Genomic DNA, 22,590 nt, shown 5'->3' on the forward strand with positions numbered 1-22,590 from the left:
GTCAGTCGATCTGCCGTAGGCCGTCGTCGGCCACCCGGCCGGCAACCACGACCCAGCCCTCCGGGCTCCACCTCGTGAACAACTCAGATCCCTTGCCCTGGGTGATCGTGAGGTCGCGGCTCAGATAGTCGGTGATGCGCACCGCCGCCGATCCGGTGGCCTCATCCTCGGGCACCCCCAGATCGTTGGCCAACATCCGTGATCGGATGTGTCCCTGCTCCCGATCCGCCCAGGCCCACAGATAGTGCTCGGCGTCATCGTCGTAGTCACCCGGGTCTGCTGCCAGGACGTCGTCCACCGACCCCAGGTCGTGGATCGCGAACTCCGGTGACCATTCGGCCCGCGCTCGCACGGTGGTGCGCTCGCCGTCCCGACCGATCTGCACGATCCCGGCGGGCACCTGCAGGGTGTGCACCGGCGTTCCGCGCTGGCCCAGCCACCAGGCGGCCCCGACAGTGGGGTGACCGGCGAAGGGGAGCTCGACGGCCGGGGTGAAGATGTGGGCATGGGCGGTGTTCGAGCCCACCTCCGGCAGGTCGATGAAAATCGTTTCGCTGTAACCCAATTCGGTGGCGATCCGCTGGCGGTCGGCGGGCGGCACGGTCGCGGCGTCCACCACCCCGAGTGGATTGCCGAAGTGGCCCGTGGAATCGGTGAATACCCGCAGGACGGCGACGTCGACGGTCATGAACCGACTCTACGACGCTCGCGCGGGGCGGCGCACCGATCAGGTGGCGCTGCGCTCGTCGGTCCCCATGGCGTCGAGGACCGCCACCCGGGTGTCCAGTGGTCCTGTCACCGACCGCTCGCTGATCCCGGTACGCAACAGGTGTCGAAGCGCGTTCTGGTCGTATTCGGCGGGCGCGGTCGAGTCGCAGAACCGCTCCACCACTTCGACGAACCGGTCTGGATCGTCATGGAACGGGAAATGCCCGGATCGCGCGAAGATCTCCAACTGCGAACCGGGCATGGCGGCGTGGGCCATCTTTGCGTGTCCGACCGGGATGACGGCATCCTGATCGCCCCAAATCAGTTGCACAGGAACGGATTCCGTCAAGTAACATCGATCCAGCATTGTCACTACCTGGCCGCGCCAGTCGACCACCGACCGCAGGGTGCGGGTGAAGGCCGAGGAGGCCGTGGGCTCGGGCAGGTCGGTGAGGATCCGCAGCGCGTCGGGGATGTCGCGGCCCAGACCGGTCGAACCGAAGACGGTACCCAGCGCCCGGCCGGCCACCTGCAGCGCGGGCAGCACCATCGGCAGCCGCAACAACGCCAGGGCTTCGCCGCCCAGCGGCAGTGAGGCCACCCGCAGCGCGATGTTGACGTCCTTGGTGACCCCGCCCGCCCCGACGAGGATCAGCCGTTCGACGAGTTGGGGGAACTGGTAGGCGAACTGCATCGCCACGCCGCCGCCCAGGGAGTGCCCCACCACGGTGCACTTGTCGATATCGAGCACGCTGAGCAGGTCGCGCATGCCGTTGGCGTAGGCGGCCACCGAGTAGTCCGCCCGCGGCTTGTCGGACTGGCCGTGACCCAGCAGATCGGGTGCGATCACGGTGAATCGCTGCGCCAGCTTGCTGTGCACCGAGTGCCAGGTCGTCGAGTTGTCGCCGATTCCGTGGATCAGCAGCAGCACCGGACCGGATCCGGCTACCCGGAAGGCCCGGCGGTACCCGTGAATGGTCTTGAAGTGCAGAGTGGGCGTCACTTCCCGCACCGGCTGCAGATTGGGCTTTCGCTGCGGCATCTCCAACCTCGCTGTCGGTGTGGGACTTCGCCTCAGGTCTCGCCGTCGTCGGTGAGACCGTCCTTGAAGTCCTCGGCATGCTGGGCCAGGAAACGCTCGAACTCCCCGGCGAGTTCGTCTCCGCTGGGGAGTTCCTCGTCGCGTGCCAACAGCGACCGGTTCTCCTGCGCGGCAACGAATGCATCGTACTGTCGCTCCAGCGCGGTCACCACTTGAGCGACCTCGGGACTGGCCTCCACCTGCTCGTCGATCTTGGTCCGTACGGCCGCGCCGGCGTCGGTGAGGGCTCGCAGCGGCAGCTGCAGCGAAGTCGTCCTGGCCACCTGTTCCAACAGCGCCTCGGCGGCGATGGGGTAGTCGGTTTGGGCCAGGTAGTGCGGGACGTGCACGGTGAACCCGACGACCTCGTGGCCGTGCTGGGCCATCCGGTACTCCAGCAGGCTGGACACGCTGCCCGGTACCTGCACCTCGCCGACCCACGGTTGGATGTCGTCGATCAGTTCACGATTGTTCGAGTGGGCGGTCATCGATACCGGCCGGGTGTGCGGCACCGCCATCGGGATGGTGCCCAGCCCGATGGTCTGGCGCACCCCGAGTCGTTCGGCGAGCAACCGCACCGCGGTGACGAACCTTTCCCACTTCAGGTCCGGCTCCAGACCGGCGAGCAGCAGAAACGGCGTCCCGACGCTGTCGTGCAGCGCGTACAGGTTCAGCTGCGGCTCGTCGTAGTTCGTGAAGTGATCGGTCTTGAACGTCATCACCGGCCGGCGCGAGCGGTAGTCGAGCAGCTCGTCGATCGCGAATGAGGCGACCAATTCGGTGTCCAGCACGTTGCGCAGATGTTCGGCCGCCAAGCGAATGGCGTGACCGGCGTCGGAAAAACCCTCCAGTGCGTGCAACAGCACGGGACCGCGCCCGTCGGACGAGGACAGTTGCGGTGCCGGGAACTCCAGCTCGTACATCCCGGTCGGTTCGGGTTGATAGTGCTGTCCTTGCTCGTCAGCCATCGTTTCGCCTCCTCGCGGTGTCTGGGAACGTCGTCGCCTCCGTACCGTGACACCTAGTGTCTCGCAGACCCTGGCGGGCGCCATCGGGGGAGCCCCCGTCTGCACAACGCAGGCGCCCGTGCGCTCGTTCCCTGCTCGCGCTCGGCGAATCGGGCATGATCTCCTGCATGCGGACGGTAGCGGCGGTGGGCATCGGGGCCGCCGCCGTGCTGCTGGCCGGCTGCCAGCACGCCGCCGAACCGCACGCCAAGGCCGCCGAGCGGGTCCAGCCCGTCGCGGTGGCGATCGCCGCCCGGACGGTGTCGCCCCAGTCGGCAGTGGGGGCGTTGTTCCTCGGTGCGACCGACACGCACACCTGCAGTGGTTCGGTCATCCACTCGGCGTCCAAGGACCTGGTGCTCACGGCGGCGCACTGCCTGGCGCAGGAGTATCCCGCCACGTTCGTGCCCGGGTTCGCCGACACCGCCGACCCGGGTGAGGTCTGGACCGTCGACGCCGTCTATCTCGATCCCCGCTGGGTGGCCACCCAGGATCCGAACGCCGACTACGCCTTCCTGCGGGTCAGCAGGCCGGCGGGTGGGTCCATTGAGACGATCGTCGGGGCCGCGCTGACGCTCGGCGCGGCCCCCGTGCCGTCGAGTCCGGTGACGGTCGTCGGCTATCCGATGGGGGTGGGTGGTAAGCCGGTCAGCTGCGACACCGTCGCCAGCCCCGACACCGGCGGGTTCCCGACGCTGCAGTGTGGTGGTCTGGTCGACGGCACAAGCGGCGCTCCCTGGATCACCGGTACGCACGTGGTGGGCGTGATCGGTGGCCGCGAGGCAGGCGGCTGCCAGGACAACGTGTCGTACTCGGCGCCGTTCGATTCCGGTACGGCGGCGCTGCTGCGCCGTGCTGAGGCTGGCGGCCCCGGCGACGCGGCACCCAACACCTTCGACAACGAGTGTTAGCCGGTCACTTCCGGAACTGGCTCAGTGCGCGCATCTTGTTCATCACGTCCAGCGCGGCCACCTTGTAGGCCTCGGAGAACGTCGGGTAGTTGAACACCGCGTCCACCAGGTATTCCACCGTGCCGCCGCAGCCCATCACGGCCTGGCCGATGTGCACCATCTCGGTGGCGTTGGTGCCGAAGATGTGCACCCCGAGCAGCTTGAGGTCCTCGGTGGACACCAGCAGTTTGAGCATGCCGTAGGAGTCGCCCGCGATCTGTCCGCGAGCCAGTTCGCGGTAGCGCGAGACGCCGACCTCGTAGGGGATGGAATCCTTGGTGAGTTCGACTTCGGTAGCCCCGACATAGGACACCTCGGGGATGGAGTAGATGCCGATCGGCTGCAGGGCGGTCATCCCCGCGGTCGGTTCGCCGAAGGCGTGATAGGCGGCCAGTCGGCCCTGCTCCATCGAGGTGGCAGCCAGCGCAGGGAACCCGATCACGTCGCCGACAGCGTAGATGTGGTCGACCTTGGTCTGGAAGGTCTTGTCGTCGACGAAGATCCGCCCCCGGTTGTCGGACTCCAATCCGGCGTTGGGCAGGTCCAGGCTGTCGGTCTGGCCCTGCCGTCCCGCGGAATACATCACCGTCTCGGCCGGGATCTGCTTGCCACTGGCCAGGGTGGTGACGGTGCCGTTCGCGCCGACGTCGACGGCGGTGACCTCTTCGCCGAACCGGAAGGTGACCGCCAGATCGCGCAGGTGGAAGCGCAGCGATTCGACGATCTCGGGATCGCAGAACTCCAGCATCGAGTCGCGCTTCTCCACCACGGTGACCTTGGTGCCCAGGGCGGCGAACATCGAGGCGTACTCGATGCCGATCACCCCGGCCCCGACGACCACCATCGAGGACGGGATGGATTTCAGGTCGAGGATGCCATCGGAGTCCAGCACCCGGTTCTCGTCGAACTCGACACCGGGGGGCCGGGCGGGGACCGTGCCCGTGGCGATGATGATGTAGCGGCCGCTGACGGTGATCCGCTCGGCCCGGCCCGGATCCTCCACCAGGATCGTGTGTTCGTCGAGGAACCGCCCGAGTCCGGTATAGAGCTCGATTCCGTTGCGCATCAACTGATTTCGCACGACGTCGATCTCTTTGCCGATGACGTGCTGAGTGCGGGCGAGCAAGTCGGCCGGGGTGATCTTCTCCTTGACCCGGTAGCTCGCGCCGTAGAGTTCGCGCTGACTCATCCCGGTCAGGTAGAGCACCGCTTCGCGCAGTGTCTTCGACGGGATGGTTCCGGTGTTGACGCAGACGCCGCCGAGCATGCGGCCTCGTTCGACGATCGCCACCGTTTTGCCGAGCTTGGCCGCGGCGATGGCGGCTTTCTGCCCGCCGGGGCCCGAGCCGATGACGACGAGGTCGTATTCCAAACCCATGAGCAACAGGTGTACGCCGGTTTGCCGAATCTCGCATGCCGACGGCGGCAATACGACGTGAACACTGAGTCATCCCCAGACCCCACTCCATCCACAGGTTGGCGGGCCGACCAGCTCACCGGTCGGGGTTCTGACGGGGTTTGTTGACAGCGTCGGGGCCATGACCACCTACCGTCCCGATTTCCGGATCAACCGCCCCGGCGCGCTCATCGCCGCCATCCCTGCCGTGCTCGGGTTCGTCCCCGAGCATTCCCTGGTTCTCGTCGCCCTCGAGCACGGACAGATGGGTGCGGTCATGCGAGCCGACCTCACCGACGCGATGGCCGACGGGATGAGCCGTCTGGTCGAGCTGGCCTCGGCGTCGGGCGCCGAGGCCGTGATCGCCGTGATCGTCGACGACAAGGGCGCCCCCTGCCCGATGTGCAACGACGACTACCGCGAGCTGTGCGGGGAACTGGGCGCCGGGCTCGCCGACGAGGGCATGACGTTGTACGCCGCGCATGTGGTCGACCGGATCGAGGTCGGCGGGACGTGGCACTGCGCGGACGGCTGCGATGACAGTGGACCGGTGGAGGATCCGATGGCCTCGCCGCTGGCCGCCGCCGCTGTCCTGGACGGCCGGCGGCTCTACGGGCGGCGGGCGGACCTGCAGGCGGTGATCGCGCTGGACGACCCGGTGCACGCACAGTCGCTGATCGAACTGATCGGCCGGTGTGCCACCGACAAGGATCCACTGTGGCGGGCCGATGCCGACGCGTGTGGGCGTCGCGATGTCGAGGCGGCGATAGCCGCGGCTGCCAGGGTCAGCGCGGGTGGGGCACTCGAGGACTCCGAGCTCGCGGCGCTGGCCTGTGCCATCACCGATGTGGCGGTGCGTGACACCCTCTACGCCTTGGCTGTCGGGTCGGGTGCGGGGGAGGCCGAGACGCTCTGGGCCTTGCTGGCGCGCAGCTTGCCTGGCCCATGGCGGGTGGAAGCGCTTGTCCTGTTGGCGTTTTCGGCGTATGCCCGCGGCGACGGACCACTGGCGGGCCTGTCGTTGGAGGCGGCGTTGCGCGCTGACCCCGAGCATCGGATGGCCGGGATGCTCGATACCGCCCTGCAATCCGGGATGCGGCCTGAACAGATTCGGGAACTTGCCGGTACCGGTTACCGGCTGGCCAAGCGGCTCGGTGTGCAGCTGCCGCCGCGCCGGACGTTCGGCCGGCGCGCGGTCTAGGGGTTAGACCTTCTCGACCTTGACGGCGTGGGCCATCTCGTGCGGCAAATCGACGTTCTCGTGACCACCGATGATGATCGTGACGCTGCCGTTGGGGTTGTTCTCCACTTGCACCCGGGCATTGGGCACCACTCCGGCGTCCTTGAGGCGGCTGATCAGCGCGACGTCGCCTTGGACGTGTTCGGTGAGCTGACGCACGACCACCGCGACCGGCGAGCCGGCAGGTAATTCGGTCAATCGCACCAGGTTGTAGTCCCGATGCCGAGCGCCGCCGTCGAGGCCCAGCAGAGTCAGGCCGGGAATCGGGTTGCCGAACGGGGACACGGTCGGGTCATCGAGCACCTTGACCAGTCGGCGCTCGACATCGTCACTCATGACGTGCTCCCACCGGCAGGCCTCGGCATGCACTTCTTCCCAGGGTAGGCCGATGAAATCGACGAGCAGGCGCTCGGCCAGCCGGTGCTTGCGCATCACCGAGATCGCCAGCGCGCGGCCCTTCTCGGTCAGTTCGAGGTGACGGTCACCGGCCACATGCAGCAGTCCGTCGCGCTCCATCCGGGCTACGGTCTGGCTGACCGTCGGGCCGCTCTGTTCGAGCCGCTCGGCGATTCGTGCACGCAGCGGCGTCACGCCCTCTTCTTCGAGGTCGTAGATGGTCCGGAGGTACATCTCGGTGGTATCGACCAAGTCGTTCATAGGTCACCCTTCGTCGCCGTCGAGTCTACTGGCGTGGCTGGGCGAATGGTCGGACAACACCGTCCGCATACAGCTGTGTGCCCGCCGGGCAGGCCGACGGGCACACAGGAGAGGGGTGGTTCAGCTGGCGTAGGACCGCAAGCGATCAGCTCGTTCACCGTTGCGGAGCTTGGCCATCACCTCGCGCTCGATCTGGCGCACGCGCTCGCGGGACAGACCGAACAGCTTGCCGATCTGGTCCAGCGTGCGCGGCTGGCCGTCATCGAGGCCGAACCGCAGCCGGATCACCTGGTGCTCGCGTTCATCCAGGGTGGCCAGCACGCTGCGGATATCGGTGTGCAGCAGTTCGGAGATCACCGCGTTCTCCGCCGACATCGCCTCGGCATCCTCGATGAAGTCACCCAGCGGGGCTTCCTCGTCACTGCCGACGGGCATGTCCAGGCTCACCGGGTCGCGGCTGTGCTCGAGGAGATCGTTGATCTTCTCCACCGGGATGCCCGACTCTTCGGCCAATTCCTCATCGGTGGCCTCGCGCCCTAGGTTCTGGTGCATCTCACGCTTGATTCGCGCGAGCTTGTTGACCTGCTCGACCAGGTGGACGGGCAACCGGATGGTGCGGCTCTGGTCGGCCATACCGCGGGTGATGGCCTGGCGGATCCACCAGGTGGCGTAGGTCGAGAACTTGAATCCCTTGGTGTAGTCGAACTTCTCCATCGCGCGGATCAAGCCCAGGTTGCCTTCCTGGATGAGATCCAGCAGCGGCATTCCGCGACCGGTGTAGCGCTTGGCCAACGACACCACCAGGCGCAGGTTGGCCTCCAGCAGGTGGCTGCGAGCGGCTTGACCGTCCCGCACCACGATCGCCAGATCGCGCTTGCGGTTGTCGCTGAGGCGCTTGCGGGTGTCCAGCAGGTGTTGGGCGTAGAGACCGGCTTCGATGCGCTTGGCCAGTTCGACCTCATCCTCGGCGCTCAGTAGAGCGGTCTTGCCGATGCCATTGAGATACACGCGCACGAGGTCGGCTGCTGGACTCTGAGCGTCCAGATCGCTGTCAACCCGGCTAGTGGTGGCATTTGCCATGGTGGCCTCCTGATCGGCTCCGACTGTCAATGTGTCCAACGACTGATCGGAGCTAAGAGTTCCCACGGGGCCGTCATCTCACACCCTCTGACGTGCGCAAACGCAACGACGTCCTGAGAATGTGCTGAGAAAGGAGCTAGCCGGTGCTCAGTGGGAACCGGCGTCGGCCCCTCCGGCCGGATGCGGTTGCGCGGTAGGTGTGATGCTCGCCTCGATGGCGCGGCGGTCCGGTCGCGGGAACAGCTGGGTGCGGTTGGGCACATCGTTGTAGCGGCGCGGTTCCTCGGCGGTGCGGGGCGGCCGATCGTTGGCGATCAACACCGCCATCCACGGCAGCGGAAGCGACACCGCCACGATCGCCAGGGAAATCAGACCGTTGTGCCAGATGCCGTAGGCGACGGCCGCCAAGATCAGCGCCGGAATGCGAAAAGACATGATCGTCAAGTACTTCCGCACCCGCGCGCGATGCTGCTCCTCATAGGCGGGCGCGGCCGCTGTGATGAGGACGGGCCGACCGTCGTCGTCGAAACCCACCTCACGCTTCATGTCTCTACTGTTCCACATCCGGGGCCGTTTAACCCGGCCGGTTTCTTACATTCCTCTAACCGGGCAGAATGGTGTTCATGCAGACCCAGACCATCGAACGGACCGACAGCGACGAGCGCGTCGACGACGGGACCGACGACGACGCTCCCAAGGTCTTCCATTACGTGAAGAAGGACAAGATCGCCGAGAGCGCGGTCATGGGGACCCACGTCGTGGCGCTCTGCGGTGAGGTCTTCCCGGTGACCCGGGCGGCCAAGCCGGGCTCGCCGGTGTGCCCGGACTGCAAGCGGGTCTACGAGTCGCTCAAGAAGGGCTGACCGGCTCGCCCTGCGGTTGCGGGCTCGGCTCGGTCGGTTTGGCCCGGCCGTTGGTGTTCTCGCCCAGCGAGCGGGCTTTGTACTGGAGCCACGTCCGCAGCTGGTGGCCGCGGGGGACCGACGCCGGGAATTCCTCCTGGATGGCCGCGTTCAGCTCGGCGCCGATCATGATCGCGAAGCCCAGGAAGAACGCGAACAGCAGGAACGCGATCGGGGTCGCCAGTGCGCCGTAGGTGTAGCCGGTGCTGGTGATCCAGGTCAGGTAGAACCGCAGCCCCATGGTGGCCACCACGAACACCGCTACTGCCAGTACGGCACCCCAGATCAACCGATGGGTCGGTAGCGGCTTGGGGAGCGATACCCGGTACAGCACGGTCACCGCGACGATCGCGACGAGGATGAGCGCGGGGAAGTAGCCGTACCGCAGCACGTTGTCCCAGCTGTCCGGGATGTACTCGGAGACCTTGCGCGGGCCCAGCGCCACGAACGGCGCGGCCGCGATCACCACGAGCAGCATCACCACGTACAGGCCCAACGCGAAGAAGCGCTGCCGCACCGGGTGCCGCAGCGGCGTCTGGTCGTGGGCTTCGACCACCGAGTCGACGAACGCCGAGACCGCCGACGACCCCGCCCACAGGCTGATCACGAACCCCACCGACACCACCTCACCGCGGGCGCCGGCGACGATGTCACGGACGGTCGGCTCGATGATTTCGGCCACGACGTTCTTCGAGAAGAAACTATTCGCGGTGTTGATCAGCTGTTCCTGGATCCGCTGCAGAGTGTCCGGACCGAACAGCGGCGCGATATAGGACAGGCTCCCGAGCACCCCCAGCAGCAGCGGTGGCAACGACAGCACCGACCAGAAACCCGCCTGGGCGGACTCCGAGAAGATCGAATCGTCCCAGCTCTTCGACAGGGTTCTCTTGCTGATGCGCCACACGTGGTGGCGGGATGGCTTCACAGGCTGGTCAGTCATGACCAGTCCAGCATTCCTGACGGTGCCGGTCCTGCCCAGCGACGCGGCCGTCAGGCCGTGTCATGCGTCCGCGGGGCTCACTTCGATGACGGCGGCCAGCTCCACGAGCTTGGCCTGGTGCTCGTTCGCGTGATGCTGGCAGAACAGCAGTTCGGCTCCAGAAGGAAGCTTTGCTCGCACCCGGGCCGCCGCACCGCAGCGGTCGCAGCGATCAGCCCTGGTCAATTCGGGACTGGTCAGGGTTGCGTTCATGGGCTCCTCCGTAAGGTGCTCAGCGCGCCGGCGGTTTCGGCGCCACCGTCGCGTATCTCTACTGTCTCAGACGTTTTGCGTTCCGGCCTTGTTCCCCGGGGGTTTGATGTTGTGTCGTGTCTCACGCCCGCCTGTGTTGCGCATGGTGGGAGTGTGCTCGTATGTACCCGAACCCGGAATTCCTACTCCACCTGTGCGGACGGCGTGACTGGGACAACGCCCAGGCCGATGGCGAGCTTCGCCCTGTTTCGCTGGCCGAGGTGGGGTTCGTCCATCTGTCGGCGCCGTATCAGGTGCACCTGCCGGCCAATCGGCTCTACTCCGGTCGCACCGACTTGGTGCTGCTGCAGATCGACCCGAGTCGCCTTGCCGCACCGTTGCGTTGGGAACCAGGTGTGCCAACCGATCCCGAGGCCATGGTGTTCCCACACCTGTACGGGCCGCTACCGGTCGACGCCGTCGTCGAGGTGACCGACTACCGGCCGGCGGCCGACGGCCGCTTCCTGCCGCTTCAGCCCGCGACGTAGGCATCGGCTTCGATCTCGACGAGCAGTCCCGGATCGATCAGGGCCGACACTTCGACCATGGTTGCGGCCGGTCGGATGCCGCCGAAGAATTCGGCGTGCACCGCGCCGACCGCGCGCCACTGCGAGATATCGGTGACGAAGATCCGGGTGCGGATGACATCGGCGAGTTCCCCGCCGAGGGCCTGCACAGCAGATCCGATGCGGTGCAATGCGTTTCGGGTCTGCTCGGCAATGTCGGCACCCGGGGCGGTGGTGCCGGACACCACGATCAACCCTCCGGTGCGTACCGCGCGGGAGTACCCCACCTCAGGTTCGTAGCGGGATTCCGAGGACAAGTTCACCCGTGCGGTCACGGCGGTCAGGGTAGGCCGACGCGGTCGGGCCGCGCACCCGAGTTTCTCGCTCCGGTTGTTGCTGGTGGTCGGGGACCGCTAGCGTCAATTACGCGGGGGCGGCTTTCCTTCCAGTGCTCGAAGTCCAAGCAACTGAAGCGTGCTGGACATGAGGCCGCTCCCGCCCGTGGCGGAGAAACTTGGCGATCAGCTGGTCCCGGCGCCGCCCGTACCACCCGATCCGCCGCTGCCGCCACGGCCGCCGACACCGCTGGACTGCGGTTGGCCGGGTCCGCCCGTGCTGCCGGTGCTGCCAGGGTTGGCGCCGTTAGCGCCTGAACCGCCCTTGCCGCCGGCGCCGCCCGTGCCACCCGCCCCGCCGGTATTGCTCACGCCGTTGTCGGTGTTGCCGCCGAAGCCGCCGGTACCACCGGTGCCACCGCGACCACCAGAGCCCACCGTTCCCAGACCGCCGGCGCCGCCGGCGCCGCCGCTGCCACCTGCGCCGCCGTTGTTGGTGCCCGAATCGAAGCTGACACCGCCCGTACCGCCGGTGCCGCCAGTGCCACCGGGGCCGCCGGTCGCGCCGGTACCGCCCTGACCGCCGATGCCGCCAGAGCCGCCGGCGCCACCGCTGAACCCACCGCCCCCTTGGCCACCGGTGCCGCCGTAGCCGCCGGATCCGCCGGCACCGCCTAGCTGAGTGCCGGTGCCGCCCTGGCCGCCGTTACCCGCCTGGCCGCCGTTGCCCTTGGAGGCGATGCCACCAGAACCGCCGGTACCGCCGGAGCCGCCGGTGACGCCGTCGCCGCCCTGGCCACCATTACCGCCGTCGCCACCGGACTCGCCCAGCCCGCCGGCCCCTCCGGTGCCGCCCTGGCCACCGAGGGCGCCGCCGTTGCCACCGCTACCGCCGTTGCCGCCGGCACCTCCGATAAGCGCGCTGAAGGAGCTGCCGCCGGCGCCACCGGTTCCGCCACCTCCGCCGCTGCCGGTGTTGCCGTCCAATCCAAACAGGCCGAAGAAACCTCCCCGCCCGGCCGCTCCGCCATCGCCGCCGTTACCGCCGTCGCCGCCGTTCCCGACGGTGGTCGGGGACAGCACGCCGCCGTTGGCGCCACTGCCGCCGGTGCCGCCTGCTCCACCGTCGCCACCGCGGCCGAAGAAAAACCCGCCTGCTCCGCCGCTGCCGCCGTTGCCGCCGTGGCCCCCGTCGTCGCCGGCCAGGGTGCCCGCGGTGCCGGCAACACCCGCTCCGCCGTTGCCGCCGTGGCCGAAGAAGAAGCCGCCTGCGCCGCCGTTGCCGCCGTCGAGGCCGTTGCCGCCGTTGCCGAACAGCAGACCGGCGTTGCCGCCGTTGCAGGCGGCACCGACGCAGCCCGGCTGGGCGTCGGCGCCGTTCCCGATGAAGATGCCGATGATCGGGACGTCACGGATGTTGACGTTGTCGATCGGGGTGGCAAACGCGACGGTCCTGGCGGCGACCTGACCACCGGCGGGGCAGTCGGTATTCGTCATGAGGCATTGAAGGCCGCCGGGGGAGGACGCCTCGGCAGGTGCCGCCTGGGCGGTACCCGCGTTGGCCAGCAGCAGACCGGCGCCGGCGATCGCCGTTCCGATCGCCAGGATCACGGCAGATGATGTGACGGAGAAATGCGGCCGCACAGCGGAGTGAGACGACACGGCAAACCCTTCGGCTGGGAGGTCCGGGAAGAGCTGATCTTGATGATCATGTCATCGCCGGACGGCGCCGTATAGGTATTTGACTCTGGCGAAGGAATTAGCTGCGCTCGAGTTTGTCCTGATCGCGCGATCTGCTGACGCACGTATGTGGTGCAAATGCCCTACGCTGCAACACTTTACGAGGCCCCGACTGGTGCCGAGGCCTCGTTCCCCTAATCCAGGTAGTCGCGCAAGACCTGCGAGCGGCTCGGGTGGCGCAGCTTGCTCATGGTCTTGGACTCGATCTGGCGGATGCGTTCACGGGTCACCCCGTACACCTGGCCGATCTCGTCGAGGGTGCGCGGCTGGCCGTCGGTCAGGCCGAACCGCAGCCGGACCACGCCGGCCTCGCGTTCGGACAGCGTCTCGAGCACCGACTGCAGCTGGTCCTGCAGCAGCGTGAACGACACCGCGTCCACGGCCACCACGGCCTCGCTGTCCTCGATGAAGTCACCCAGCTGGCTGTCACCCTCGTCGCCGATGGTCTGGTCCAGCGAGATGGGCTCCCGGGCGTACTGCTGGATCTCCAGCACCTTCTCCGGGGTGATGTCCATCTCCTTGGCCAGCTCTTCGGGGGTGGGTTCGCGGCCCAGGTCCTGAAGCAGCTCGCGCTGGATGCGGCCGAGCTTGTTGATCACCTCGACCATGTGCACCGGGATACGGATGGTGCGGGCCTGATCGGCCATGGCGCGGGTGATGGCCTGCCGGATCCACCAGGTGGCGTACGTGGAGAACTTGTAGCCCTTGGTGTAGTCGAACTTCTCGACCGCGCGGATCAGACCGAGGTTGCCCTCCTGGATCAGGTCCAGGAATGCCATGCCACGGCCGGTGTAGCGCTTGGCCAGCGACACCACCAGGCGCAGGTTGGCCTCCAGCAGGTGGTTCTTCGCGCGGTCGCCGTCACGGCAGATCCACTGCATGTCGCGGCGCTGCTGGACGGGCAGCTTCTCGCCCTTTTCGGCCAGCTCGGAGAGTTTCTGGGTGGCGTACAAGCCGGCTTCGATCCGCTTGGCCAGCTCGACCTCTTCCTCGGCGTTGAGCAGCGCGACCTTGCCGATCTGCTTGAGGTAGGCCCGCACCGAGTCCGCCGATGCGGTGAGTTCGGCGTCCTTGCGTGCCTGACGCAGCGCCTCGGACTCCTCCTCGTCCCAGACGAAGTCGCCGGAGGCCTTGTCCTTCTCGGACGGCTCGGCGATGTCTTCGTCGGTGGCGTCCTCGTCGGCCTCGGCCGCCGGGGTCGCCTCCTCGTCGGAGGCCTCTTCGACGTCGTCCTCAGCGACGTCTTCGAGGTCATCGAGCTCGATGTCGTCGTCGGTGACGTCGAGCTCGGGGTCGGCCTCGAGATCGGTGTCGAGATCGTCGGCGACGACGCCACCGTCGACACCGGCGTCAGCCTTCTTGGCGCGGCCGGCCGGAGCCTTGGTGGCCTTCTTCGCCGCGGGACGGGTTTTGGCCTCGGCGTCCTCGCCCTCGGTGGCCCGCGTCGCGGTGGCCTTGGTGGCCCGCTTGGCCGGGGCGGACCCGTTGGGTGCCTTGGCCGCCGGCTTCTTGGCGGGGGCCTTGGTGGCGGTGCGCTTCACCGGCTCTTCGGTTGCCGGGCTTGCTTTGGTCGCTGCCACGTACACCCTTTCGGTCGTGCTGGCTGTCGGCGGGCGTGGGCGCGCCCGACCGAAAGCGTCGGCTATCAGGAATATCGGCGTGGATCTCGTGGGGGATTCTTGCCGCTATCCGGTAGGCGGCCGCCATCGACCATTGTAACTACTGCTCGGCCCTGTACCGCGCTCCGCGGCCAAAAAATCAGCGCCGGGCGCTGCCTGCAGCGGCCATCGCGGCGCCCACGATGCCCGCTTCGTTGAGCAATTCGGCGGCCACGACCGGGGTGCGGTTCTTCAGCAGCGGAATCCACTTGTCGGCCTTGCGGCTAATCCCGCCGCCGGCGATGAACAGGTCAGGCCAGATCAGATTCTCGATCGCGACCAGCACTTTGGTGACTTCTTCGCTCCACCGCTCGTAGCTCCAGTCCTTGCGTTCCTTGACCGAGGACGCCGCGCGGTGCTCGGCTTCCTTGCCGCCTACCTCGAGGTGGCCGAACTCGGTGTTGGGCAGCAGCACGCCCTTGTGGATCACCGCCGAACCGATTCCGGTGCCGAAGGTCAGCAACACCACGACACCGCTCTCGGCGCGTCCGGCGCCGTAGCGCTCCTCGGCCAGTCCTGCCGCGTCCGCATCATTGAGGACGGTGACCTGCTGACCGCCCAGCTCGCCGCCGATGATCTCGGCGGCGTTGGTGCCGATCCAGCCCTTGTCGACATTGGCGGCGGTCTGGACCACCCCGTTGACGACGACTCCGGGGTAGGTGACCCCCAACGGGCCGGTCCAGTCGAAGTGCCGGACCACCTCGGCGACGGTCTTGGCGACGGCCTCCGGGGTCGACGGCTGCGGGGTGAGCAACTTGAACCGGTCACCGATCAGCTGGCCGGTGTCAAGATCGACGATGCCGCCCTTGACGCCGCTGCCGCCGACGTCGACTCCGAATCCTCGGTTCTGTCCTGCGGCGGTCTCGGTGTCGGTCATGGCGGCTCCTGAGCGAGGCGGGGTCTCTGCGCGATCCACACACTAGTGCGTACCGGCCGCCGGATGTGCCGGTGTGAGCCGGTGTGTGCTGCGATAGGCCGGTGAGCGACAACCGCCCTGAGCATCTGCGAGCACTGGCCGAGGCGCTGGCGGTGGAGGCGGCGGCGTTCGTTCGTGGGCGCCGAGCCGAGATCTTCGGACAGCGGCCCGGCGACAGCTCGGATCCGGCGAATGCGGTGCAGGCCGTGCGGGTCAAAAGCACGCCCACCGATCCGGTGACCGTTGTCGACACCGAGACCGAATCGCTGCTGCGTTCTCGGCTGGCCGCCCAGCGGCCCGGCGACGCGGTGCTCGGCGAGGAGGGCGGTGGTCCCCAGACCGGTTCTGGTGACGGTGTCTGCTGGGTTCTCGATCCGATCGACGGCACCGTCAACTTCGTCTATGGGCTCCCGGCCTACGCCGTCTCGGTCGCGGCGCAGATCGGCGGGCAGTCGGTGGCCGGCGCGGTGGCCGATGTGGTCAGTGGTGACGTGTATTCGGCCGCACAGGGTGGGGGAGCGCAGGTGCTGCGTGCCGGTAGCCGCCGAGCGCTGAGCTGCAGCACGGTCACGGAGCTGCCGATGTCGTTGGTGGGCACCGGGTTCGGCTATGCAGCCGGTCGGCGCGCCGAGCAGGCGGCACTGCTGGCCCGCATGCTGCCGGTGGTGCGCGACGTGCGGCGCATCGGCTCGGCGTCCCTGGATCTGTGCCTGGTCGCCGAGGGGCGGCTGGACGCCTACTACGAACACGGCCTGCACGTGTGGGACTGGGCGGCCGCGGCGCTGGTCGCGGTCGAAGCCGGTGCGCTGGTGCGACTTCCGGAGCCTGCCGAGGGTGACGGTGCTCTGGTGGTCGCCGCCGCCCCCGGGGTTTTCACCCCGCTGGTCGAGACGCTGGAGGGTTTCGGGGGTCTGCGCGCCCTGCCGTGACGGTCAGCAGGTTCCGTTGTGGATCTTGGCGATCAGCGCCGAGTCCGCCGGTTCGGTGGCGTCGGGTCGCAACCCGGCCAGCACCGCGTCGATGTCGTCGCTGTGCGCCAGCGTGGTGAAGTCGGTACCGATGGCCAGGTCTACGGAGTCGTCCTTGCGGTCGTCCTGGTAGAGCTCCACGCACGGTGCGACCAGCCACACCGCGGCGGCTCCGGGCTTCCCGTTCGGGCCGAACCGGATCTGGCCCTGGCAGGTCAGCCGTTCACCGGAGTAGATCGGGTCGTTGGCCGCGGTCGGCTGGGCGAAACCCAGGTCACGCAGGGCGCCGGCCACCTCGCCGGCCTGGCCGCCCTGGCCACTGGCGTTGAGCACCCGGATCTTGGCGTCGGCCAGCTTGGCGGGCGCTACGTCGATCAGCGTGGACCGCGACACCTGCTGGCCCAGCTTGGGCGCATTGGCGTCGGTGGCGGCCGGCGGGGCGTTGCAGGCGGCGGCCTCGCGCACGTCGACCGGCCGGGTCAGCACGATTCCCCACACCACGGCGGTGATCACGAACAGCACGCCCAGCGCGATGATCCCGGGCAGATAGTTGCGTCTGCGGAAGGGACGACCGTGCTTGTCGAAGGCGGTGCCCTCGGTTATCTGTGCGACCACGGAAGCACTCTAGAACCACTACGGGCAGCGAGGTGGAACACGCCCAACACGGCATATCAACAGATGTGATGTATTTCACACTTCAACGCGGTGTGATCTGGGCACGAATCGTTTGGCGGATGCGTTCGACGCTGATACAAAGCTCTGCTGAGGTTACGAGGGGACGAGACGATGGCTACCGACTACGACGCCCCACGGCGTTCAGAAACCGACGACGTGTCTGAGGACTCGCTCGAAGAGCTCAAGGCGCGTCGCAACGAGGCGCAGTCAGCTGTCGTCGACGTCGACGAATCAGACACGGCGGAAAACTTCGAGCTGCCCGGCGCCGACCTTTCCGGCGAGGAGCTGTCGGTCCGGGTCATTCCGAAGCAGGCCGACGAGTTCACCTGTTCGAGCTGCTTCCTGGTGCACCACCGCAGCAGGCTGGCCAGCGAGAAGAACGGTGTGCTGATCTGCACCGACTGCGCGGCCTAGCCGAACAGTCAGCTCCGCAGCGCCGAGAGCACCTTGTCGGGGTGCCGTGCGCTGACCAACCAGTACGGCGTCGGATCGTCGGGGTCGTCGAGGACCAACAGGACCAGCGGGCCGACCCAGCCCCGGTGCAGCACGAACGCCGCCGGATCGAGCTGGCGGCCCAGGGCGGCCGACTTCGCGGTGCGGGGAATCTCAGCCGAGCGGGTCACCACCGAGACCGGAAGATGCGCCTGCCCGGCCCACAGCTCGACGTCGGGCCCGTCGGCGACCACCCGGACCTCGGTGCGCGAGAGCCACAACAACGCTCCGACGGCCACCAGGCCCAGGACGGTGTAGGGCAGCCAGGTGGGTATCGAGCGCACCCCCATCGTCACTTCCTTGGCGATGATCCACGCCGGCACGAATCCCAAGGGCCACCACCACCACGGCACCCACAACCGCTCGCGATACCGCACGGTTTGCGAGGTCACACGCGAACCAGACACGGGCCCAAGGGTAGTCTGTGCCATCGTGCCGACCAGTCTCGCGGTGGTTCGCTTGGACCGCGATCTCCCGATGCCCAGCCGCGCTCACGACGGCGATGCCGGCGTCGACCTGTATTCCGCCGAGGACGTCGACCTGGCGCCCGGGCAGCGCGAGCTGGTGGGTACCGGGATCGCCGTGGCTATCCCGCACGGCATGGTCGGACTGATTCACCCGCGCTCCGGTTTAGCTGCGCGCGTGGGACTTTCGATCGTGAACAGCCCCGGCACGATTGACGCGGGCTATCGCGGGGAAATCAAGGTCGCACTGATCAACCTCGACCCCGCCACGCCGATCGAGATCCGGCGTGGCGACCGCATCGCCCAACTCGTGGTCCAGCGGGTCGAATTACCAGAGCTGGTCGAGGTGGCCTCGTTCGACGAGGCCGGACTGGCTGACACCACCCGTGGCGAGGGCGGCCACGGATCCTCCGGCGGACATGCGAGTTTGTGATGGCATTCGGCAGACGTAAGAACGACGACTCCCGCGACGAGACCACCGTGGAACCGCCTGCGCCGGCCGAGCCGGAGCTCGACGACGTCGTTGAGTTCGAGGGTGGCCCCTTCGACATCGAGGACTTCGACAATCCGGAGGACGCCGTGCAGGCGCGGCTGGACCTGGGCTCGGTGCTCATCCCGATGCCGCCGGCCGGCCAGGTCCAGGTCGAACTCAACGAGGCCGGGGTGCCCAGCGCCATCTGGGTGGTCACCCCCAACGGCCGCTTCACCATCGCCGCCTACGCCGCGCCGAAATCGCCCGGACTGTGGCGTGAGGTGGCCGGCGAGCTGGCCGACTCCCTGCGCAAGGACAACGCCCAGGTATCCATCCAGGACGGCCCGTGGGGCCGCGAGGTCGTGGGCACCGGTGCGGGTGTGGTGCGTTTCATCGGCGTCGACGGCTTCCGCTGGATGATCCGCTGTGTGGTCAACGGCGCCCCCGAATCGATGGAGAGTCTTGTCGCCGAGGCGCGAGAAGCTTTGGCCGACACCGTGGTTCGTCGCGGTGACACACCGTTGCCGGTGCGCACGCCGCTGCAGATCCAGCTGCCCGAGCCGATGGCCGAACAGCTGCGCCAGGCCGCGGCACAGCAGGCTCAGATGATGGCGGCCCAGCAGGCCATGATCCAGCAGCAGCAGGCCCAGGGCCTGCAGCCCGCCGAGCGCCGCGGCGCCGACGGCTCGGCAATGCAGCAGCTGCGCAGCACCAGCACCGGCGGCTAGCCGACCGCCTCCTGCAGCGCCGCCACACACGCGGCCCCCAGCACGGCGGGCTGCGGCCCGAATTCGTCCAGCGTCACCGTGCGCACGGCGGCGCGCGGCGCGGCCGACACCCACTCCAGGGCCACCTCCAGCGGGTGGATCGGATCGTCGGTGGCCGCAACCACCCCCATCGGTACCGCCAGCCGTTCCAGCGCGGCGGTCGTTGGGCAGACATATCCGGCCGCCTCGTCCATGGCGTCGGGCAGCTCGGGCCACTGACCCAGCCAGCTGCGGGTCAACTCGTCGGCCAGCCAGGCCGGGCTCGACGCCCGCATCCGGGCCGTGGTGGCCGCCAACCCGTCGCTGCGAAGCTGCGCGGCGGTATGCCGGGCGGCCAGCGCGGCCGCCGCCTGGTGCGGCTCACCGGTCCAGGGCGGTAGTGCCGCGAGCACCGCGACGCAGCGCTGCGGATGCGTCAGCGCCCAGCTCGCGGCCACCGCGGCGCCGATCGACACCCCGCCCACCGCGATGGGCCCGCCGCGCGCCGCCTCCTCGAGAGCGTCGAGGTATCCGACGACCAGGCGGGTCGGCTGCGGCGGTGCCGCGACCACCACCGCACCGGCGGCATGCAGGGGTGCTGCGAACGCGCGGTAGACGTAGTCGTCGTCGGATCCGGTTCCGGGCAGAAGCACCGCCGTGACGCCGTCGAGGGGGGTGGTCATCGTGCCATCGTGCCCTGTAGCTGGTTCACCGGACCGGACCCGGGTAGGCCACGTGGCATTGGGGAACCAAGAGGTCTACCGTGACGTTGGCAGTGTGATCCAAGTTCAGGAGAGGCCATGGCTACGGCCGAAGGTTTTGTTCGCCGCATCACGCGTCGGTTGACGGAAGATCCCGAGCAGCGTGACGCCGAAGAGTTGACCGGTGAGGCCGCCAGCACCGGCGCCCAGCGCGCCGCGGACTGCTGTCGCGGACAAGAGGTCACGATGGTCGGCATGCTGCGCTCCGTGGAAGCCAATGCCAAGGGCTGCGCAGGCGGTGTGCGCGCCGAATTCTTCGACGGCACCGACAGCGTCACCCTGGTCTGGCTGGGCCAGCGCCGCATCCCGGGCATCGAGTCCGGCCGCACTCTGCGCGTGCGCGGCCGGCTGGGCACGCTGGAGAACGGCAGCAAGGCCATCTACAACCCGCACTACGAGATTCAGCGGTGAGTGGACCACCGGTCACCTCCGAGCCAGTGGACGAAGAAGACAAGAAGACCCCCGCTCAGGCCCTGCTGGCCCAGATGGGCGGCATCAGTGGCCTGATCTACTCCGCCCTGCCGGTGGCCGTCCTGGTCCCGGTGAACACCGCCTTCGGTCTGGTCCCCGCGATCAGCGCCGCACTCGGTGTGGCCGCGCTGATCCTGGTGTGGCGGCTGATCCGCCGCGATTCGGTGCAACCGGCCGTCTCCGGCTTCATCGGTGTCGGCATCAGCGCGCTGATCGCCTGGATGGTCGGGGCCTCCAAAGGCTACTTCCTGCTCGGTATCTGGACCTCGCTGGTGTGGGCCGTCGTGTTCGCCCTCTCGATCCTGATCCGGCGCCCGGTGGTCGGCTATGTGTGGAGCTGGGTCAACGGCCATGACCGGGCTTGGCGCACGAGCCGGCGCGCCGTGCTGGCTTTCGACATCGCCACGCTGACCTGGGTGCTGGTGTTCGGCGCGCGCTTCGCCGTGCAACACCACCTCTACGACGCCGACCGCACCGGCTGGCTGGGGGTGGCACGCATCGCCATGGGCTGGCCGCTGACCGCGGTCGCGGCTCTGGTCACCTATCTGGCGATCCGGGTGGCGCAGCGTGCGGTGCATGCCCAGCACGCCGAGGAATCCGACGGACAGACCGCCGACGCTCAGGTCACCCCGGTCGAGGACTGAGCGCTAGCCCGTCGTCTCCGCGAGCACCGTCGCGCGCAGCTCGCCCTCGACCTCGGGTGCGGACACGAACAGTAGCTCGTCGCCGCCTTCGAGCGGCTCGTCGGGCTCGGGCACGATCACCCGTTGGCCGCGCAGGATGGTCACCAGCGCCGCGTCGCGCGGCAGTGTCAGCTTGCGCACCGGCCGCCCACCCCACGGGGTGTCGTCGGGCAGCGTGATCTCGACGAGGTTGGCGTGGCCTTGCCGGAACTGCATCAGCCGCACCAGATCGCCGACCGCGACGGCCTCCTCCACGAGCGAGGCCAGCATCCGCGGCGTGGAGACGGCGACGTCCACCCCCCAGGCGTTGTCGAACAGCCACTCGTTGCGCGGGTCGTTGACGCGGGCCACCACGCGCGAGACCGCGAATTCGGTCTTGGCCAACAGCGACAGCACCACGTTGGCTTTGTCGTCGCCGGTGGCGGCGATCACCACGTCGAAGTCCTCGAGGTGCACCGACTCGAGCAGACTCAGCTCGCAGGCATCGCCGAGCCGCCAGTGCGCGGCCGGGATGGCGTCGACGTCGACGTGCTCGGGGTTGCGCTCGATGAGCGTCACCTCATGCTGGTTGTCGACGAGCTCGCGGGCGATCGACCGACCGACCGCGCCGGCGCCGCCGATCGCGACCTTCAACCGTTTCTCGCCCATCTCGCTAGTGCCCCTCTCCGACGTCCGGGGCCGGTGGTAGCGCGGCGATCGCCAGCGCCTCGGCGGCCCGACCGGACACCGCCGCGATGTAGACCTGGTCGCCGGCCTGCACGACGGTCTTGGGTTCGGGCAGGATTCCGGTGCCGAACCGGATCAGGAACGCCACCCGCGCCCCGGTGGTGGCCTCCAGGTCGGTGACCCGGTGCCCCACCCAGCCCTCGTGCAGCGAGGCCGCGGCGACGGCCACCGTGCCGGTGGGGTCGCGCCACTTGGTGGTCTCGGCGTCACCGACCAGGGTGTTCAGCAGCCGGTCGGTGGTCCACGGCACGGTCGCCACCGTCGGAATGCCCAGGCGCTCGTAGACCGCGGCCCGCTTGGCGTCGTAGATGCGGGCCACCACCCGCTGCACCCCGAAAGTCTCGCGGGCGACCCGCGCGGAGATGATGTTCGAGTTGTCGCCCGAGGACACCGCGGCGAAGGCGTCGGCGTCCTTGATTCCGGCACGGGACAACACTTCTCGGTCGAATCCCATACCGAGCACCCGCTCGCCGGAGAACTCGGGGGAGAGCCGGTGGAAGGCTGTCGGGTCGCGGTCGATGATCGCGACCTGATGCCCGATTCGCGACAGCGCGTCGGCCAGTGAGGCGCCCACTCGGCCGCACCCCATCACCACTATCCGCACCTGGTGTCCTCTCGGCTACGTCGTGCGTCGGGCCGTCGCAACCGGGGCCGGGAAGTGGCTGACCGATGCGTCCGGACAACGACCGTATGGGGAACGCTACAGCCAAACCGGGTTGGGCTTA

Annotated in this window: 28 protein-coding genes; 10 read left to right on the forward strand and 18 right to left on the reverse strand. The window is 68.3% G+C overall.

Annotated features, from left to right (window positions below):
• Position 1: 1 nt before the first annotated feature.
• Genes G6N35_RS03445 through G6N35_RS03455 form a run of 3 tightly spaced genes read right to left on the reverse strand, consistent with a single transcriptional unit; the run spans position 2 to position 2,757 of the window.
• Entirely contained in the window at positions 2-688 is a 687-nt protein-coding gene (locus G6N35_RS03445; RefSeq protein WP_163802977.1) for a PhzF family protein, read from the reverse strand.
• 39 nt (positions 689-727) lie between these two features.
• Positions 728-1,750 (reverse strand): alpha/beta fold hydrolase, encoded by a 1,023-nt coding sequence (locus tag G6N35_RS03450; protein ID WP_163802978.1) that lies wholly within the window; start codon positions 1,748-1,750, stop codon positions 728-730.
• Positions 1,751-1,782: 32 nt separating this feature from the next.
• Positions 1,783-2,757, reverse strand: coding sequence for a proteasome assembly chaperone family protein (locus G6N35_RS03455; RefSeq protein WP_163802979.1), 975 nt, complete (start codon positions 2,755-2,757; stop codon positions 1,783-1,785).
• Positions 2,758-2,924: 167 nt separating this feature from the next.
• Here G6N35_RS03455 and G6N35_RS03460 point away from each other — a divergent pair, with 167 nt between their 5' ends.
• Positions 2,925-3,707 (forward strand): trypsin-like serine peptidase, encoded by a 783-nt coding sequence (locus tag G6N35_RS03460; protein ID WP_163802980.1) that lies wholly within the window; start codon positions 2,925-2,927, stop codon positions 3,705-3,707.
• A 4-nt stretch (positions 3,708-3,711) separates the two neighbouring features.
• On the opposite strand, the gene sthA is transcribed toward G6N35_RS03460, so the two are convergent.
• Positions 3,712-5,124 carry a Si-specific NAD(P)(+) transhydrogenase gene (gene sthA / locus G6N35_RS03465; protein ID WP_163802981.1) on the reverse strand — a complete coding sequence of 471 codons (1,413 nt, stop codon included), beginning with the start codon at positions 5,122-5,124 and terminating at the stop codon, positions 3,712-3,714.
• 160 nt (positions 5,125-5,284) lie between these two features.
• Here sthA and G6N35_RS03470 point away from each other — a divergent pair, with 160 nt between their 5' ends.
• Complete coding sequence (locus tag G6N35_RS03470; RefSeq protein ID WP_163802982.1) at positions 5,285-6,343, forward strand: DUF4192 domain-containing protein; 1,059 nt, start codon at positions 5,285-5,287, stop codon at positions 6,341-6,343.
• A gap of 3 nt (positions 6,344-6,346) precedes the next feature.
• On the opposite strand, the gene G6N35_RS03475 is transcribed toward G6N35_RS03470, so the two are convergent.
• The 3 genes from G6N35_RS03475 to G6N35_RS03485 all read right to left on the reverse strand — a co-directional run bounded on the left by G6N35_RS03475 (position 6,347) and on the right by G6N35_RS03485 (position 8,683).
• The gene (locus G6N35_RS03475) at positions 6,347-7,039 is read right to left on the reverse strand and encodes an iron-dependent transcriptional repressor DtxR (protein WP_163802983.1); all 693 of its coding nucleotides are present in this window, start codon (positions 7,037-7,039) and stop codon (positions 6,347-6,349) included.
• A gap of 120 nt (positions 7,040-7,159) precedes the next feature.
• Positions 7,160-8,119 carry a sigma-70 family RNA polymerase sigma factor gene (locus tag G6N35_RS03480; RefSeq protein ID WP_163802984.1) on the reverse strand — a complete coding sequence of 320 codons (960 nt, stop codon included), beginning with the start codon at positions 8,117-8,119 and terminating at the stop codon, positions 7,160-7,162.
• A gap of 147 nt (positions 8,120-8,266) precedes the next feature.
• Positions 8,267-8,683 carry a DUF3099 domain-containing protein gene (locus tag G6N35_RS03485; protein WP_163802985.1) on the reverse strand — a complete coding sequence of 139 codons (417 nt, stop codon included), beginning with the start codon at positions 8,681-8,683 and terminating at the stop codon, positions 8,267-8,269.
• A 59-nt stretch (positions 8,684-8,742) separates the two neighbouring features.
• On the opposite strand from G6N35_RS03485, the gene G6N35_RS03490 reads away from it, so the two are divergent.
• Positions 8,743-8,982: a DUF3039 domain-containing protein gene (locus G6N35_RS03490; protein ID WP_059022352.1), complete on the forward strand. Its 240-nt coding sequence runs from the start codon at positions 8,743-8,745 to the stop codon at positions 8,980-8,982.
• Here the strand turns inward: G6N35_RS03490 and G6N35_RS03495 are convergent.
• Both G6N35_RS03495 and G6N35_RS03500 read right to left on the reverse strand, forming a co-directional pair.
• A complete protein-coding gene (locus G6N35_RS03495) occupies positions 8,969-9,961 on the reverse strand; it encodes a YihY/virulence factor BrkB family protein (protein WP_163802986.1) in 993 nt (330 codons plus the stop codon). The genes G6N35_RS03490 and G6N35_RS03495 overlap by 14 nt on opposite strands.
• A gap of 60 nt (positions 9,962-10,021) precedes the next feature.
• Positions 10,022-10,213 (reverse strand): DUF7455 domain-containing protein, encoded by a 192-nt coding sequence (locus G6N35_RS03500; RefSeq protein ID WP_163802987.1) that lies wholly within the window; start codon positions 10,211-10,213, stop codon positions 10,022-10,024.
• Positions 10,214-10,374: 161 nt separating this feature from the next.
• Here G6N35_RS03500 and G6N35_RS03505 point away from each other — a divergent pair, with 161 nt between their 5' ends.
• Positions 10,375-10,740: a DUF952 domain-containing protein gene (locus G6N35_RS03505; RefSeq protein WP_163802988.1), complete on the forward strand. Its 366-nt coding sequence runs from the start codon at positions 10,375-10,377 to the stop codon at positions 10,738-10,740.
• Here G6N35_RS03505 and G6N35_RS03510 read toward each other — a convergent pair.
• The 4 genes from G6N35_RS03510 to ppgK all read right to left on the reverse strand — a co-directional run bounded on the left by G6N35_RS03510 (position 10,725) and on the right by ppgK (position 15,368).
• Positions 10,725-11,093: a RidA family protein gene (locus G6N35_RS03510; protein ID WP_163802989.1), complete on the reverse strand. Its 369-nt coding sequence runs from the start codon at positions 11,091-11,093 to the stop codon at positions 10,725-10,727. The two genes, G6N35_RS03505 and G6N35_RS03510, sit on opposite strands and share 16 nt — an antisense overlap.
• A 186-nt stretch (positions 11,094-11,279) precedes the next feature.
• Positions 11,280-12,494 (reverse strand): hypothetical protein, encoded by a 1,215-nt coding sequence (locus G6N35_RS27570; protein WP_456093994.1) that lies wholly within the window; start codon positions 12,492-12,494, stop codon positions 11,280-11,282.
• 473 nt (positions 12,495-12,967) lie between these two features.
• Positions 12,968-14,413, reverse strand: a complete 1,446-nt coding sequence (locus G6N35_RS03520; protein WP_246224188.1) for an RNA polymerase sigma factor — start codon at positions 14,411-14,413, stop codon at positions 12,968-12,970.
• Between the two features lie 178 nt (positions 14,414-14,591).
• The gene (gene ppgK / locus G6N35_RS03525) at positions 14,592-15,368 is read right to left on the reverse strand and encodes a polyphosphate--glucose phosphotransferase (protein ID WP_163802992.1); all 777 of its coding nucleotides are present in this window, start codon (positions 15,366-15,368) and stop codon (positions 14,592-14,594) included.
• Between the two features lie 101 nt (positions 15,369-15,469).
• Between ppgK and G6N35_RS03530 the strand changes: the two genes are divergently transcribed.
• Entirely contained in the window at positions 15,470-16,336 is an 867-nt protein-coding gene (locus G6N35_RS03530) for an inositol monophosphatase family protein (RefSeq protein WP_163802993.1), read from the forward strand.
• Between the two features lie 3 nt (positions 16,337-16,339).
• On the opposite strand, the gene cei is transcribed toward G6N35_RS03530, so the two are convergent.
• On the reverse strand, positions 16,340-16,990 hold the full coding sequence (gene cei, locus G6N35_RS03535; RefSeq protein WP_163802994.1) for an envelope integrity protein Cei: 651 nt from the start codon (positions 16,988-16,990) through the stop codon (positions 16,340-16,342).
• Positions 16,991-17,161: 171 nt separating this feature from the next.
• Between cei and G6N35_RS03540 the strand changes: the two genes are divergently transcribed.
• Positions 17,162-17,464: a DUF4193 domain-containing protein gene (locus G6N35_RS03540; RefSeq protein WP_163802995.1), complete on the forward strand. Its 303-nt coding sequence runs from the start codon at positions 17,162-17,164 to the stop codon at positions 17,462-17,464.
• Positions 17,465-17,472: 8 nt separating this feature from the next.
• On the opposite strand, the gene G6N35_RS03545 is transcribed toward G6N35_RS03540, so the two are convergent.
• Entirely contained in the window at positions 17,473-17,949 is a 477-nt protein-coding gene (locus G6N35_RS03545) for a DUF3093 domain-containing protein (RefSeq protein ID WP_170313111.1), read from the reverse strand.
• A 25-nt stretch (positions 17,950-17,974) separates the two neighbouring features.
• Between G6N35_RS03545 and dut the strand changes: the two genes are divergently transcribed.
• Both dut and G6N35_RS03555 read left to right on the forward strand, forming a co-directional pair.
• Complete coding sequence (dut, locus tag G6N35_RS03550) at positions 17,975-18,439, forward strand: dUTP diphosphatase (protein WP_163802997.1); 465 nt, start codon at positions 17,975-17,977, stop codon at positions 18,437-18,439.
• Positions 18,439-19,206 carry a DUF3710 domain-containing protein gene (locus G6N35_RS03555; protein ID WP_163802998.1) on the forward strand — a complete coding sequence of 256 codons (768 nt, stop codon included), beginning with the start codon at positions 18,439-18,441 and terminating at the stop codon, positions 19,204-19,206. Before dut ends, G6N35_RS03555 begins: the two co-directional genes overlap by 1 nt.
• Here the strand turns inward: G6N35_RS03555 and G6N35_RS03560 are convergent.
• A complete protein-coding gene (locus tag G6N35_RS03560; protein WP_163802999.1) occupies positions 19,203-19,907 on the reverse strand; it encodes an alpha/beta fold hydrolase in 705 nt (234 codons plus the stop codon). The two genes, G6N35_RS03555 and G6N35_RS03560, sit on opposite strands and share 4 nt — an antisense overlap.
• Before the next feature lie 117 nt (positions 19,908-20,024).
• On the opposite strand from G6N35_RS03560, the gene G6N35_RS03565 reads away from it, so the two are divergent.
• Positions 20,025-20,396 (forward strand): OB-fold nucleic acid binding domain-containing protein, encoded by a 372-nt coding sequence (locus tag G6N35_RS03565; RefSeq protein ID WP_163803000.1) that lies wholly within the window; start codon positions 20,025-20,027, stop codon positions 20,394-20,396.
• A gap of 74 nt (positions 20,397-20,470) precedes the next feature.
• Entirely contained in the window at positions 20,471-21,100 is a 630-nt protein-coding gene (locus G6N35_RS03570) for a DUF3159 domain-containing protein (RefSeq protein ID WP_163807447.1), read from the forward strand.
• 3 nt (positions 21,101-21,103) lie between these two features.
• Here the strand turns inward: G6N35_RS03570 and G6N35_RS03575 are convergent, their stop codons facing one another.
• Together G6N35_RS03575 and G6N35_RS03580 are read right to left on the reverse strand one after the other, a co-directional pair.
• A complete protein-coding gene (locus G6N35_RS03575; protein ID WP_163807448.1) occupies positions 21,104-21,772 on the reverse strand; it encodes a potassium channel family protein in 669 nt (222 codons plus the stop codon).
• 19 nt (positions 21,773-21,791) lie between these two features.
• Entirely contained in the window at positions 21,792-22,469 is a 678-nt protein-coding gene (locus G6N35_RS03580) for a potassium channel family protein (RefSeq protein WP_163803001.1), read from the reverse strand.
• Positions 22,470-22,590: the final 121 nt, after the last annotated feature.

It is taken from the genome of Mycolicibacterium anyangense (genome assembly GCF_010731855.1).
In the GTDB taxonomy this organism is placed as follows: Bacteria; Actinomycetota; Actinomycetes; order Mycobacteriales; family Mycobacteriaceae; genus Mycobacterium; species Mycobacterium anyangense.